At 59.0% G+C, this 13,939-nt stretch carries 11 protein-coding genes and 1 pseudogene; 3 read left to right on the top strand and 9 right to left on the bottom strand.

Annotation, left to right across the window (positions count from 1 at the left end):
• The first annotated feature begins 125 nt into the window (after positions 1-125).
• Complete coding sequence (gene gspM, locus BW979_RS01170; protein ID WP_230682596.1) at positions 126-482, top strand: type II secretion system protein GspM; 357 nt, start codon at positions 126-128, stop codon at positions 480-482.
• Positions 483-517: 35 nt separating this feature from the next.
• Here the strand turns inward: gspM and BW979_RS01165 are convergent, their stop codons facing one another.
• On the bottom strand, positions 518-1,771 hold the full coding sequence (locus BW979_RS01165; RefSeq protein ID WP_223194559.1) for an MFS transporter: 1,254 nt from the start codon (positions 1,769-1,771) through the stop codon (positions 518-520).
• A gap of 140 nt (positions 1,772-1,911) precedes the next feature.
• Here BW979_RS01165 and BW979_RS01160 point away from each other — a divergent pair, with 140 nt between their 5' ends.
• On the top strand, positions 1,912-2,814 hold the full coding sequence (locus BW979_RS01160) for a LysR family transcriptional regulator (protein ID WP_076382987.1): 903 nt from the start codon (positions 1,912-1,914) through the stop codon (positions 2,812-2,814).
• A 455-nt stretch (positions 2,815-3,269) separates the two neighbouring features.
• On the opposite strand, the gene BW979_RS01150 is transcribed toward BW979_RS01160, so the two are convergent.
• Entirely contained in the window at positions 3,270-4,211 is a 942-nt protein-coding gene (locus BW979_RS01150; protein ID WP_076382983.1) for a lipid II-degrading bacteriocin, read from the bottom strand.
• A gap of 230 nt (positions 4,212-4,441) precedes the next feature.
• Here BW979_RS01150 and BW979_RS01145 point away from each other — a divergent pair.
• Positions 4,442-4,721: pseudogene (locus BW979_RS01145) on the top strand (addiction module antidote protein).
• A 105-nt stretch (positions 4,722-4,826) separates the two neighbouring features.
• On the opposite strand, the gene BW979_RS01140 reads toward BW979_RS01145, so the two are convergent.
• From BW979_RS01140 to BW979_RS01110, 7 genes are all read right to left on the bottom strand, one after another.
• Positions 4,827-8,879, bottom strand: a complete 4,053-nt coding sequence (locus BW979_RS01140; RefSeq protein ID WP_076382979.1) for a dermonecrotic toxin domain-containing protein — start codon at positions 8,877-8,879, stop codon at positions 4,827-4,829.
• Between the two features lie 239 nt (positions 8,880-9,118).
• Complete coding sequence (locus BW979_RS01135; protein WP_047225953.1) at positions 9,119-10,345, bottom strand: beta-ketoacyl-ACP synthase; 1,227 nt, start codon at positions 10,343-10,345, stop codon at positions 9,119-9,121.
• Positions 10,345-11,073 carry a 3-oxoacyl-ACP reductase FabG gene (gene fabG, locus BW979_RS01130; protein WP_076382977.1) on the bottom strand — a complete coding sequence of 243 codons (729 nt, stop codon included), beginning with the start codon at positions 11,071-11,073 and terminating at the stop codon, positions 10,345-10,347. Before fabG ends, BW979_RS01135 begins: the two co-directional genes overlap by 1 nt.
• Entirely contained in the window at positions 11,070-11,537 is a 468-nt protein-coding gene (locus BW979_RS01125) for a hotdog family protein (protein ID WP_047225951.1), read from the bottom strand. The genes fabG and BW979_RS01125 overlap by 4 nt, the downstream gene beginning before the upstream one ends.
• Positions 11,534-12,730: a beta-ketoacyl-[acyl-carrier-protein] synthase family protein gene (locus tag BW979_RS01120; RefSeq protein ID WP_076382975.1), complete on the bottom strand. Its 1,197-nt coding sequence runs from the start codon at positions 12,728-12,730 to the stop codon at positions 11,534-11,536. The genes BW979_RS01125 and BW979_RS01120 overlap by 4 nt, the downstream gene beginning before the upstream one ends.
• Positions 12,727-13,209, bottom strand: coding sequence for a DUF3261 domain-containing protein (locus BW979_RS01115; RefSeq protein WP_076382973.1), 483 nt, complete (start codon positions 13,207-13,209; stop codon positions 12,727-12,729). Before BW979_RS01115 ends, BW979_RS01120 begins: the two co-directional genes overlap by 4 nt.
• On the bottom strand, positions 13,206-13,934 hold the full coding sequence (locus tag BW979_RS01110; protein WP_076382971.1) for a class I SAM-dependent methyltransferase: 729 nt from the start codon (positions 13,932-13,934) through the stop codon (positions 13,206-13,208). Before BW979_RS01110 ends, BW979_RS01115 begins: the two co-directional genes overlap by 4 nt.
• Positions 13,935-13,939 lie beyond the last annotated feature (5 nt).

The following is a 13,939-nucleotide window of genomic DNA, read 5'->3' as shown; positions in this document are numbered from 1 at the left end:
TGCCTGCTAATTATTCAATGAAACAAGTTGGCTATCTTTGTCGGTTTATCTGTTTTCTTTTGTTTAGTAACTAACTTTGCCTGTAAGAAGTTTTTCTTCTGGACTCGGAAAAATAGATTCAGGGATTGTTCCTTCTATTTACCTCGATCTGGCAGCCCACCCGACATCGGCTCGACCTGGCCGAGCGTCAGTATTGGCAGCAGGCCGAACTCGCTGCCCGGATCCAGCGCCTGGAACCCACCGGCGCTACGACCGCCACGAGCCCTTTGTCCGTCAGGATCAACGACAGTGCGACGGCCGCGGGGCTGGAGCTGGCGGAGCTGGAGATCGACGGTGATTCGTTACGGCTTGCCGTCAGTGGCGATGCCAATCGACTGCTCGACTGGCTGGATCGACACGAGCGGGACGGCGCCTCCTTGCAGGTGCTGAGCCTGGAAGTGCGCAACGGTGTCCTGGACGCGCGGATGGTGTTGGGGCAATGACTTGAGCGGCGGGCCAGCGCCTGAACAGTGTCCGCTCAAACCTGAGCGTTGCCCGGCAACACCGGCAACTTCGCCAGTTTCACCGCCACCAGCAACGCCACCACCAGCAAGCCGCCGATGAACAGGCTGACACCGTTCCATCCGCCCAGATGCCAGGCTACCCCGCCAGCCGTACCTGCGACGCTGGAGCCGGCGTAGTAGCTGAACAGGTACAACGACGAGGCCTGTCCCTTGGCTTTGGTTGCGCGGCGGCCGATCCAACTGCTGGCGACCGAGTGAGCGCCGAAGAAGCCGAAGGTGAACACCAGCATGCCCAGGATCACCAGCCACAGCGGCGTGGTCATGGTCAGCGCAAGACCGGCCAGCATCAGCGCGATAGTCGCCCAGAGCATTTTGCGACGGCCGTGTTTGTCGGCCAGTGCGCCGACTTTCGCCGAGCTGTAGATACCCGACAGGTAGACCACCGAGAGCAACCCGACAAAGGCCTGGTCCAAGTGATAAGGCCCGGCCAGCAGGCGATAGCCGATGTAGTTGAACAGCGTCACGAATGCACCCATCAATACGAAAGCTTCGAGAAACAATAGCGGCAACCCGGCATCGCGAAAGTGCATGGTGAAACCGTCCAGCAAGCTGCGCGGATGCAGCGAGCGGGGGCGGAAATTGCGTGACTCGGGAAGAATCCTCCAGAACACCGCCGCCGCGATCAAGGCCAGGCCACCGACCACCAGCATCGCGGCGTGCCAGCTGACGAAGTCAATCAGCACCCCGGCGATCAAGCGGCCGCTCATGCCTCCGATGGCGTTGCCGGCGATGTACAAGCCCATCGCCAGGCCAATGTGCTTGGGATGGATTTCTTCACCCAGGTAAGTCATCGCGACTGCCGCCACGCCGCTCAACGACAACCCCACCAGAGCGCGCAGCACCAGTACACCCTGCCAGGTCGGCATCATCGCGCTGGCAATGGTGCACAACGCCGCGGCAAACAGCGCCGCGACCATCACTGACTTGCGGCCGATGCGATCGGAAATCGGGCCGGTGATCAGCAGCCCCACGGCGAGCAGGCCGGTCGCCACCGACAGGATCAGACTGCTCTGGGCGGCATTGATGGAAAACTCTTCGGAGAGCAGCGGCATCATCGGTTGCACGCAATACAACAGGGCGAAGGTCGCAAAACCGCCACAAAACAACGCCAGCACCGTACGCATGAACAACGGTGTGCCTTTTTCGATGTAGATGTCTTTGCGTCCGGTGACGCCATCATCGGCAGGCGGCGGGATCTCATGGGCCAGTGGAGCGACAGCAGTTTTCACGGTGAACCTCGCAGGAGCACGACCAGGCAGGCAATGGAAAAAGCATATAGCCGGTTAATGTTTCTATCCAATATATTGTTCGACCTGTTTAAGACGTTCTACGACCTATTGGATTGCTTATGGAACTGCGTCATCTGCGTTACTTCATAGCCGTTGCCGAAGAACTGCATTTTGGTCGCGCCGCGCTGGCGCTGGGCATCTCCCAGCCGCCCCTTAGCCAGCAGATCCAGGCACTGGAGCAAGAGATCGGCGCGCGGCTGTTCAATCGCACCAATCGTCGCGTCGAACTGAGTGAAGCCGGACGTTTGTTTCTCGAAGAGGCCCGACAGGTGCTGGCCCAGGTCGACAAGGCCGCCGATGTCGCCCGCCGCGCAGAGTTGGGCGAACTGGGCGAGCTGAAAATCGGCTTCACATCATCGGCGCCTTTCAACTCCACCATCCCCCAGGCGATTTTCACGTTTCGCCAGCGCTTTCCCGCTGTACACCTGAACCTTCGGGAAATGAGCAGCACCCAAGTGGCTGATGCCCTGGTGGACGAGGCAATCGAGGTGGGCATCATGCGGCCCTTGCCGCTGCCCGACTCTCTGCAGGAGATCGAATTGAGCCGCGAGCCGCTGGTGGCCGTGCTCAGTTCCAAGCATCCACTGGCCCAGGGCAGCGAAGGGGGGCTGTTCCTCTCTGCACTGGCCCAGGAACCGTTCGTGTTCTTCCCCCGCAGCTACGGCAGCGGCCTCTATGCACAACTCCTGAGCCTGGCCCGCGACGCCGGCTTCAGCCCGAACTTCGCCCAGGAGGCCGGTGAGGCCATGACCATCATCGGCCTGGTGGCGGCGGGGCTGGGCGTCTCGGTCCTGCCGGCGTCCTACCAGCGCATGCGTATTGACGGCGTGGTCTACCGGCCACTGCTTGATCCGGCGGCAATGTCGGCGGTGTGGCTGGTGCAACGCAAGGATCAGTGCTCGCCGATGGCAAGGGCGTTTGTGGAGTTGTTGACTAATGTCGTGGATTTGTCTGTTTCTTAGAGTAGGTACCGATGACTCCATAAAGTTGAAGTTGGTAATAAATGTAAAGGCAGAGAGTGATTAAGAATATGCTGAAAATCTGCAAGTGGTGTGGGGATGTCCAGTAGCTTACATGGTGGACCAATATGGCTACGGTTAAAGCGGTGGAGACGTAGCTCGCGAGCTTTGTGAGGAGGTTGCTGGGCGAATTGTTTATTTTTTTCAAGCGATAAGGGTGCTGGAAGAGAAGGCATAGTAGTGATATGAGTAGGGTGCCAATAATCGCTGAAAATGGGATGGCGATAATATCATGGTCGGCAGCGTAAAGATTGTTTGTGAAGTTCGAGTATAAATTGTAGCCGCCGATGAATGGAGTGGTTGAAAGGCTGATTAAATAGAGCGATAAATAGTTGTGGGTTTTCATGATTTATCTCATTGTCGATAACAAAGTGTTGCCCATGGTCATGGCGTTTCGCTTAAAAATTCGGGGTCTGGAAACCCTTCCCTATCAAGTGTATTTTGTGTTCGCCTGATATATCGATTTCGTAACTTTTTCCTGGTAGAACCCTGCCGGCGGTAGTTAATTGTTCCAGTGCCAGCGGTCTATTGCTTTTATTGAAATCATAAAAATCATGGTAGGCCTTGACTGTTCCCAGAAATTGCCAGGAGGTGTCCTTGTGGCGAATGAAGTCACCTTCGACGCGAAGAGTGATTCGCCCCAGATAAGCACCACTGATCCAACTGTCTCTACCGGTGTCATAACCCACCTTTGGATCCACGAGGTGATACTTTCCGGGTGTCTTGGTATGTTCAATGGTCTGTTTTAATAAAGACAGGTTGTGTTCTTTTATTTGTAAGCCAATGCTATTTATGTCGACTTCGAGCTTCTCACCCTTCCCCCATAAATAGTGTGCTAATGCTTTTACTGGGCTGAATGTGCCTCCAGATAATTTTGGTGTTTCGAGTTTGAATGTTGTACTGCGGGCGTATTTTGAGTTGGCCACAGCGATGATGGCTTCTCTAGACGTAAAGCCGCTTCTTTCAAGCGCATCAGCCAGGCTGAAGCTAATCATTTTGTTTTTAAAAAATACATCATTTATACGCCAGTAAGGTGCTACCCAGCCGCGCTCTTTTTCGATAATTCGCCATATGTCTTTTATTGCTCCATAGGCGTTTTTATGGTTTATGGCTTTGTCGAGGATTCTAAGGTTGAAGGTGAAATCATCCAGTCCCGTTTGAGTTTTTATAAGGTCGGTTATGTAGAGGTCATCATCTTCTGTCAATACGTCGGGTTGAGGAGGTGGATATATATAAGTTCCGTCAATGATAATTCCGTCCGTAGACCAGTATCCACCTAAGGAACCTCTCCAAGTGCCCGTGATATCAGTGGCGGGTAAAGTGATTTCTTTCTGTTTCATGGTTCAAATCCTTTTGAGTTTAAAGTCTGAGGTTTTGTAGTTTTGTAGTTTTGTATGTTTGTCTGGACTTTTACTTAAGCATAGGGCAGGAGTTGGCTCAATGACCTAATGGCCGCTTGGGAAATGGATTACGAAAGTTGCGGAAGTTGCCTGCCTAGGCTTGGCGACGAATTCAGTACCCGCCTGAGAAACAGACCAGGCGCAGCGAAATCCTGGCAGGAGCAAAACCCATGACCGAACAACTCACTCGCTGGGACTCTGCCGAGTACCTCAAGACCGAAGAGGACATGGCTAACTACCTGGACGCATGCATGGAGGAGGCAGGAGACGATCCTGCATTCATCGCAAAGCCTCGGGAACCATTGCACGAGCTCGCGGAATTGGCCCGTGATGCCGGGCTGTCCCGGGAAAATCTTTACCGCGCCTTGTCGGGGGAAGGAAATCCTGAGTTCGGCACTATTTTGAAAAGTTGTCAAAGCGTTGGGACTGAAACTGCATGCCAGCACCTGAACAGGTCAGCATGATGAATGACAAGCCAGTCTGTTTGTGAAGGGCGCCATAAGGCGCCCTTCTTCGTTACAGCCTCAGCATCGGCCCAACTATTTACCGTATTCCTTAACCCTCCCAAACCGTCGCCGGCCTATTGACGTGATAGTCATAAAACCCTTGAAGGGTCCAGGTATCGCCCTTGCGTTCAAAGGCAGCGCGCCATGCGCCTCTGCCACTTCCGGGTGACAGTTGCGCCATGTCGTACCAGTAATACCGGTTGATGCGCTTGGTGGTGACCCGGCCTGCACGAATGTCAGCCATGATTTCCGTTATTTTCGTTTTGGCTGCCTCAGTAAAAGTGTCATATGACATCTGTGACTCGGCCAGCAGGCTGGTGCTTGTCGAAAATTTGTCTGCGACAACCGGGCCTTCCGCAACAGCGAGGGGGGCGGTCGCGGCCGCAGGTTTGCCGGTGACTTTCTTCGTCGGGACTTGGGTCACGACCTCGATATCAAACGTGTCGTAGTTCGAGAGGTTTTTACTGAAGTTCGTGATGTCCTCGCCGGTGACCAATAACGTTTTCCGCTGCGACTTGCCCTTGTTGACGATGACATAAGGAATCTTATGGTTGCGGATTTCGGTCAGGAGGCCGGGCTTGTGTCTTTTTTTCATCTCGTCCCTGAACGCGCTGAGTTTGTTACTTTTATACGCCCGGAAATTTTCAGGGTTCTGTTTATATTGTTCCCTGGCCGCTTCCACCTCGGGTCCCGTCCCTGAGTACCGTTCGCCCAGATCGACCCAGACGCGCTTTTCCGCTGCCTCGACCACGTCATGAATATCGTCCTGGATTTTAGTCATGGCGGCTTTCTTTTTCCCCTGTTCAGGGATGATGGTAATGAATGACGCGCCGGTGAGATTGTCGGGCAAGGAGGACATCATCATCTTGAAGTTGCCTTCGCTGTCGAAAAGCTCCCTTTTCAGCGGCAGGGTCATGTCGAATACTTTTATCTTTTGAGCGGCCGTCAGCTGGATCCCTCTTGCCTGGGAGTCGATGTCTCTGGTGCAGTAGTCGACGGCCTGCCATACGTTGTATTTATACAGCAGGCTGTCGTGGGCCTTTTTATGTTGCGTGAGGTCCTGGTGTCCTTTGTTTATCCAGTTTATTCGTGAGCGATAAGTGTCTATGTCGCGTACGTGGATGTCATTCATGCTCTCGCGCACGATACGCTCTGCCAGTTCCTCGGGCATCGAGTAGATGACTTTTTTTGCCGTATTCACCACTGCCCGAGACGGCCACTGATGGTCGACGAGGACGCCCTCTACCAACGCGTTATAGGTTTTCTGTTGCGGGGTTTCCGGAGTCCGACCGAACAGGCTTTGTATGACTCCACCACCGAGCAGCCGTTTTGGTTCTTCGATCTGCCAGCGGCCATTTTCCCAGGTTACCGTCCGCTGGTCGGTACGGTTGTTCGGCCCGTAGATGATTCGTTCGCCTGCTTGTATGGCGGTTTTGCAGTAGTCCTTGCCCAGCTTCAGATAACCCTGCCCACCGGCGTCCCTGTACCGATTGCGCCCCTCGGGCACCAGTCCCTTGCCGTCGAACCCTCTGAGGATAAACGGTTCGAGCTCCGGGTCCGGCATGCGGGGCAAGGCTGAGAGCGCCGGGCGAGGCTTACCCCGGCGCCGTGCCGCGCGGGACATGATCAGGTCCTGACCACCCTCTGCCAGTACCTCACCGAGCCCGCTGATAAGATCACTCGTCCACTGGCTGAAGCTGCCGCCCTCATCCTTTATCGCCGACACCGCAGCACCGCCGGTCATCACGGGCAGAATCGCGCGGCCCAGTACCCCACCCAGCCGGCCTGCATAGAACATTGACATCGCCCCCGTCAGTAGCATGACTGCAGTCCTGCGCCCATCTTGTGCCGCTGTGCTGTCGCGCTCGGCGTTGGTCACGGTCAGCAGGTCCGCCGTCTGGATCGCTTGGGTGATCTGCGTCTCATGCAGCGCTTTGAAAAGGTTGCCTTTAACCACGGGCGAATAGACTTTCAATGCGAAGTCGTCCTGAACCCTGTGCTTGATCCAGGAGAACGTGGGTTGCGTCACTTTCTTGATCTTCTCGTTGAGGGTCAGGTTTTCCGCGGACGGCACCAGGCTGGCAAGCTGATCGGCTTGCTTGAGCAGCGGCAGGTGCGAAATCAGCCAGCGGGTCATTTCCGGCGTGGCGGTGAGCGCCCGCACCAGGGCCGCCTCCAGCTCCCGGTCGCTTCCGGCATCGACGTCCCTGAACTGCTTGCCGTCCGGTGCTTCTGGTGTGTACAGGGTCAACGAAGGCCGGCTGCCAAGGGTCTTCACCCCAAAGGCCAGCAACTCCTTGAGTACGCTGTCGCCCCACTGGATCTGACGGACCACCACCTCGTGTCCGTTGACCTTGCTGCGCCCCTGCGGCGTCGGGCTGTCCAGCGCCGCCAGCACCAGGTTCAGCCCGGTATTGTCCTTGTCGTGGGTAAGGTCGCCCGAGATATGGGCGGCCCACGCCTGCGCACGCATCTGTTTGGCCTTCAGGGACATCCACTGTGCTTGCTGTTCCCGGGCTGCGAGCTGCAACGCGGGCGAGAGCCGGGCACCGATGTTTGCCCGTTCAATGACTTCTACAATCTGCGCAAAACTCAGCGGACCTTCCACCGTGGTGTCGCTGGCCGTGCGTTCCTCCGGCGTCAGGTTGGACATTGCCCACTGCGTCAGGGAGCGGCGGTCATCAAATAGGCCCTTCACCTTGCCCGACGAGAGCCCGGAGCCGAATGGCGACTCGCCTGTCGGGGCGTGCGGATCGAGCAGATGCTTGCGGATACTCAGAGAGACCTGGTCAGGATCGACCGGTGGGTACTTCTCCTTGATGAACCTGGCAAGCAGGGTGCGAGTCCGGTCATGAAGGGCGTCAGGGGTTGCCAGGGTGACCGGGTCCGGCGGTGGTGGCGAATCTGTCAGGGTTTGCTGCAAGTCCTGCACGGCCTTCCACCAGGCCAGACGGTCGCTGCCGATAACGTTAGGGTCGCGGTGCAGCCAGTCGTGCAGTTTTTTCCGGTTCAGCCGTAACTCGCGCTCGTCCATGGCGCCGGACAGATCCAGCTTGTGCCTGAGGTCCGCCGCCGCATCTATCCTGGCCATCCAGGTGGTGAGACTCTCTCCCTCTGCCGGGCCGCTGGATAGAACCTCGCTCACGGCGGTTTTCTGCGCCGCTCGCAGGTCAGTGACCAGGCGAGCGAGAAAGTTCTGCGCCATTGACGCCGTGCTCACCGTATCCTGAGTGCGGTCTTCCACCAGGCTGGCCTTCAACGCCGTCAAGTCAGCGTAAACCTCCAGTGGGCTACCCGGGCTGCATAGCACCGCGCCCCCCGGATGATCGGCATTATCATGCTGCGTCAGCGCAACCGCCCCCGGCATCGGTACGCTGAACCCCCACCCTTCGGGGGTCAGATTCAAACCGTAGACCCCGGGCCGGACACGCTCCGCCAGCTTGGCACGGGACGCGCCGTCCGGCGCCGACAGGGCGAAGTCCGCCACCGCTTTGTGCATCGGCAGGCTCAACACAGCGTCCTGCTGGTGGAGATCCGCCTGTGCCTTGAGTTGCGTGCCGAACTCATCGGCCAGCCAGTCGCTGACACTGCGGCCTTGGCTGAACTCGGCAGGTTTATCCCAAAAATGCTCCAGCGCCCGCTCCAGCAGTCGTGCATGAGACGCGGGCGTGACGCTTATCCGCCGCCTGATCTCTTCCTTTGCGTCACGACTATTGAGGACTGCCGGCATTTGCGTGGCATCGTCCTTACCCGTGACGATGTCGATGTTGTTCAATTCGAGGAAGAACTCGTGCGCGTTGATCTCGCCGGCGATCGCGCGCCAGAAAAGCGTATCGAGGGGAACAGTCTGCACCACCGTTCGTTTTGAAGTCGGCTCGTCCTGCCGCCGGCACACCAGTATGTCTTTGGCTACCAGAGTGTTCGCCAGGCTGGGAAAGGCTTTCGCCAGCCAGTACTCCATATGTTGGGCTGTCACCTTCGACGCACGCGGAACGGCGCCGTTCAGGTGGATCATCTGCTGCTGCGAGGCATTGAGCCGGTTTATCAGCGCAGCACTTGTGGCCATGGCACTGTCGGCCTGTAACGGGTTGTCTTCCAGCATGTTCTCTTCCTGAGAAATTTTCGGAAGGAGCAACCTATGGGAGAAGAATGAAGGCAGGGTGGTAGATAGATACCGCCTGCAGCGGTGTCAGGCGGTGTACGAACGAAACGGTCGAAGCCACTGCATCTGTGGGGACAAGTTTTGCTCCCACAGATTGTTTGGCTGCCTGGTGCAAGCCGATCAATGCCGGTCGCAGCCCCTCATTCCTTGATCACGGGCAACAGGGATATCAATCCAACTCAGCGCCAGCGGCGGAAAATCAACGAGGTGTTGACCCCACCAAAAGCGAAGTTGTTGTTCATCACGTACTCGTTGCTCATGGACCTGAACTCATTGCACAGGTAGTCGAGCTTGCCGCACTGGGGATCGACCTCATCGAGGTTGAAGGTGTGCACGTAGAGATCGCGGTTCATCATTTCGATGCTGAACCACGATTCCAGCGCACCGCAGGCGCCGAGGGTATGACCGAGAAAGCTTTTCTGCGAACTGATGGGCATGTGTTCGCCAAACAGGCTGCTGGTGGCCAGGGTTTCGGCGATGTCGCCCTGTTCGGTGGCGGTGCCGTGGCCGTTGACGTAGCCGATGGCGGCAGGTTCCAGGCCAGCGTCTTCCAGGGCCAGTTCCATGGCCCGGCGCATGGTGCTCAGTTCGGGACGGGTAGCGTGCTGACCGTCGGCGTTGCTGCCGAAGCCGACGATTTCGGCATGGATTCGCGCTCCTCGGGCCAGGGCGTGTTCCAGTTCTTCGAGTACCAGCATGCCGGCGCCTTCACCGATCACCAGGCCATCGCGGTCCTTGTCATAGGGCCGTGGGCTGGTCTGCGGGGCGTCGTTTTTCAGGCTGGTGGCGTACAGCGCATCGAAGACCATCGCTTCGGTCGGGCAGAGCTCTTCCGCGCCGCCGGCGAGCATCAGCGGCAGGCGACCGAACTTGATTGCCTCATAGGCATAGCCGATGCCATGGCTGCCGCTGGTGCAGGCGCTGGAGGTGGGGATCAGCCGTCCGGTAAGCCCGAAGAAGATACTGATATTGGCCGCCGTGGTGTGGGGCATCATCCGTACATAGGAGTTGGCGTTCAACCCTTCGGCCACGCTGTTGAGCAGCATGTTGCCGAACGCCTTGATCTCGTCGGTACTGCCGGTTGACGAACCACAGGAGACGCCCATGCGACCGTCCTTGATCGACTCATCGCCCAACAGCCCCGCATCGGCCAGGGCCTGTTCGGCGGCGCCGACGGCCAGGCGCGATACACGACCCATGCTACGCAGTTGCTTGCGCGTCCAGTGGGTCGGGACCTGGAAATCATCGACAGGCCCGGCCAGGCGAGTGTTCAGCTCGGTGAAGCGGTCCCATTCATCCATGCGTCGTATGCCGCTGCGGTTGGCGGCGAAGTTGGCGGCGATGGTTTCCCAGTCGCTGCCCAGAGAGGTGATGCCGGCCATGCCGGTAACGACGACGCGCTTCATCAGCACAGGCCTCCGTTGACGGCCAGGACCTGCCGGGTGATGTAGCCGGCCTCGGCGGACATCAGGAAATTCACCGCGCTCGCGACTTCTTCCGGGGTACCCATGCGCTGGGCGGGGATCATTTTCATCAGTTCTTCCACGGGCACGTTTTCATCGAGCATGGCGGTATCGATCAGTCCGGGCGCGACGCAATTGACAGTGATCTTGCGCTTGCCCAACTCGATTGCCAACGCCTTTGCCGCGCCGATCAGGCCGGCTTTCGACGCGCTGTAATTGACCTGGCCGCGATTGCCGATCAGCCCCGAAACGGAGGTGATGCAAACAACTCGCCCAGCGGCGCGCCGACGGATCATCGGCATCATCACCGGGTGCAGGACGTTGTAGAAACCGTCCAGGTTGGTCCGCATCACTACATCCCAGTCGTCCTCGCTCAAGGCCGGGAATGCGCCGTCGCGGGTCAGGCCGGCGTTGAGCACCACGCCGTAATAGGCACCGTGGGTTTCAACATCAGCATCGAGAATGGTTTTGCACGCGCTGCGGTCCGACACGTCGAATTGCAGCACCCGGGCATTGCGGCCCAGCGCCTGGATTTCGACCTGGACGGCCTCAGCCTCGGCGCGCCCGCTGCGGCAATGCAGCACGATGTCGTACCCGGCCTGGGCCAGGCGCAGGGCGATGGCACGGCCGATGCCACGGCTGGAGCCGGTGACCAGTACGGATTCAGTCATGGCGTATTTCCTGTTGCGGACGGTTCATGAAGGTAGTGGGCTGGCTGAGGTGGCCGGAACACATTCAACCGGGCCATGGCATGAATGCCCGGCGCGTTGATGTGGCATTCGAACACGCCCATGCCGTTGTCGTCTTCCAGCGAGCGCAAACCGTGGATGGTCAATTCGGTCCCGGCCGGGAAAAATTCGACATTGCATTCGAACTTGCGGGTGCCGAGCAAAAAACCCAGCTCCACGGCGTCGCCGCGGCGGCGTGCATGACAACCGGCAAACGCGGCGACGCTCTGGGCCATCAATTCAATGCCGACCCAGGCCGGCAGCCCGCCGTCGTCGCGGCTGAACAACCCGCCGGGCTTGACGGTGGCGAGGGTGTGGATCTGCTCATCATCGAACGCCAGGACGCGGTCGATGAGAATCATGTCGCCGGCGTGGGGCAGCAGTTCGGCGAGCGGCCAGTCAATCATGGGGCGTCTCCGATAATCAGGCTGACGTTGTTGCCGCCGAAGGCGAACGAGTTGCTCATCAGGCGGCGCGGTGATGTCGGGTTCAGGCGGGTGTCGGTAGTGACCCACTTCAATGCCGGCAGTGCAGGATCGGCCTGGCCGTCCCAGACATGCGGCGGCAAGGCCTGGGCGGTGTTTTGCGTACTCAGGCTCAACCAGCAGAACGCCGCCTCCAGCGCCCCGGCGGCCCCAAGGGTATGGCCGGTCATGGGCTTGGTCGACGAACAGGGCACGCCCGCTGGAAACAGCCCGGCCACTGCCTGGCTTTCCATGGCGTCGTTGTGTTGCGTGGCGGTGCCGTGCAGGTTCAGGTAATCGATCTGGCCGGGTTGCAGGCCGGCGCGACGCAAGGCTTTTTCCATGGCCTGGCGAGCGCCGCGACCACTGGGCTCCGGCGCTGAAATATGGTGGGCATCGGAGCTGGCGCCGTCACCCAGCAAGGCGATCGGTGCCGGATGTCCCGGCGTCCTGCTCATGAGAAACAGCACCGCGGCCTCGCCGATGTTGATGCCGCTGCGGTTGACCGAAAACGGATTACAGCGCTCCCCCGATACCGCTTCCAGGGCCGAAAAGCCGTTGAGGGTCAGTTTGCACAGGCTGTCCACGCCGCCGCAGAGCACCGCATCGCACAGGCCCAGGTCGAGCAGGCGTCGGGCGCTCATTAAGGCCCGGGCGCTGGATGTGCAGGCGGTGGATATCACATAGGACGGGCCGCTCAGCTCCAGCCAGTCGCAAAGGAAGTTGGCCGGTGCGCTCAGCTCCTGTTGCTGGTAGTCGTAGCCGTCGGGGAAGTGCTGCTCACGCAGGTAATGGGCAATGCCCTGACTGGCTTCTTCGATGCCCGAGGTACTGGTGCCCAGCACGACACCGATGCGAGCGCGACCGTAGGTCTGGATGGCCTGATCGATCTCATCGCGAATCTGCAGCCCCGCTTCGAGCAGCAACTGATTGTTGCGGCTGCGGTGCGCGATCAAAGATTGCGGTATGCAAGCGAGTTCACCGGGCACCGAGGCCACCGGCAATTTACGTTCGGCCACCCAGCCATCCTGCACGCGCACGCCGCCGCAGTCGCCGGCAAACAGGTTGCGCGCCACTTCATCTTTACCCCGGCCCAGGGCGCAAATTACCCCCAGGGCATTCAAATAAGCGGTCATGGGGTACTCTCGGTCAACGGCATGATGCGGTAGTGCGGGCCTTCGTGCAGGCCCAGTTCAAAATCCAGCGGTTGCTTGTAGCGCACTTGCCAGCGTTGGCCCAGGGTTCGTTGCCGAACCTCTTGCCGGGCGGTGGGGTAGTTGTCCGGCAGCTCGGTTTCAGGCGTCAGGGCAAACAACAGCGCGGCGAAAAGCTCACGGGCTTCGGCATTGGGTGGCAGCAGTCCGTCGGCTTGCCACTGGCCGTCCACCAGGCGTTGGCGGGCCAGGGGAATGCCCAGTGGGTCCAGCATCGACCAGCGGATACCGGCGCCTTCGCGCTGGATCACCAGCAGCCAATCCTGGCGCTGTCCGGCCATTTGCCGCTCGATATGCAACTGCAGCGGCAGTGCCAGGGTTGGTGTGCGTTCCGGCAACGGCGCCTGACTGGCGCAGGCCCCGAGCAACAGCAAGCAGCCCAAAAGCAGCGCACGAATCATTCGACAGTCCCTTCAACGGGTTTACGGGCCACTACATTGATCAGGGTTTCCTCCCGCTCGCCAAAGGGCCGCGGGCGGCGCAGGCCGAAGCGTTCGAGAAGGCCGAAATCCCTGGCGCGGCTCCACCACAGATAGGGATACGAGACGTTGGCGGCTTCGAACTGGAAACCCTGATCGCGGATCATCTCCAGGTACTGCGCGGCACTTTTTTGCACGTGCATGGGATGACGGAACAGCCAGCGGATCACCCAGGTATCGATATAGGCCGCCGTGGACTCCGCGAACATCAGATAGCCGCCGGGCTTGAGCACGCGATAGAACTCGGCGAGGGCTTTTTCCTGCTCCACCAGGTGATGAAAGGTTTGATGGCAGAACAGCAGGTCGACGCTGTCATCAGGCACCATCAACGTCGCGCAATCGCTGCCGACCAGTTCCACGGCGATGCCTTGGCGTGCGGCTTCCGCAAGACTCAGGTCCAGGCTGTGAGGGTCGGCGTCGACGCCGATCAGGCGTTGTGGCGCGAACACCTGGTGCAAGTATTGGAACGACTTGCCCTGGCCGCAACCGGCATCGAGCAGCACCGGAGCCACCGGCAACGGGCCGCTGAAAAGGTTGCGCAGGTCATTGATCGCCACCCGCAAGACATGGTGCTGCCAGGTGTGGCTGCGCAGGAACCAGAAGCCGAAGCGAGTCTCTTCGACGTAGTTGTCGCTCAGGTAGCTCATGGCTG

Source organism: Pseudomonas sp. A214 (assembly GCF_900156295.1).
Classification (GTDB): domain Bacteria; phylum Pseudomonadota; class Gammaproteobacteria; order Pseudomonadales; family Pseudomonadaceae; genus Aquipseudomonas; species Aquipseudomonas rhizophila.
The sequence above is the reverse complement of the archived record's forward strand: the minus strand, read 5'-3'. Positions and strand labels throughout refer to the sequence as shown.

Coding starts and splice junctions, on each gene's coding strand:
- fabG (WP_076382977.1), bottom strand. CDS start 11,073: ATGACTGAATCCGTACTGGTCACCGGCTCCAGCCGTGGCATCGGCCGT.
- BW979_RS01120 (WP_076382975.1), bottom strand. CDS start 12,730: ATGACCGCTTATTTGAATGCCCTGGGGGTAATTTGCGCCCTGGGCCGG.
- BW979_RS01140 (WP_076382979.1), bottom strand. CDS start 8,879: ATGCTGGAAGACAACCCGTTACAGGCCGACAGTGCCATGGCCACAAGT.
- BW979_RS01125 (WP_047225951.1), bottom strand. CDS start 11,537: ATGATTGACTGGCCGCTCGCCGAACTGCTGCCCCACGCCGGCGACATG.
- BW979_RS01115 (WP_076382973.1), bottom strand. CDS start 13,209: ATGATTCGTGCGCTGCTTTTGGGCTGCTTGCTGTTGCTCGGGGCCTGC.
- BW979_RS01150 (WP_076382983.1), bottom strand. CDS start 4,211: ATGAAACAGAAAGAAATCACTTTACCCGCCACTGATATCACGGGCACT.
- BW979_RS01160 (WP_076382987.1), top strand. CDS start 1,912: ATGGAACTGCGTCATCTGCGTTACTTCATAGCCGTTGCCGAAGAACTG.
- BW979_RS01110 (WP_076382971.1), bottom strand. CDS start 13,934: ATGAGCTACCTGAGCGACAACTACGTCGAAGAGACTCGCTTCGGCTTC.
- BW979_RS01135 (WP_047225953.1), bottom strand. CDS start 10,345: ATGAAGCGCGTCGTCGTTACCGGCATGGCCGGCATCACCTCTCTGGGC.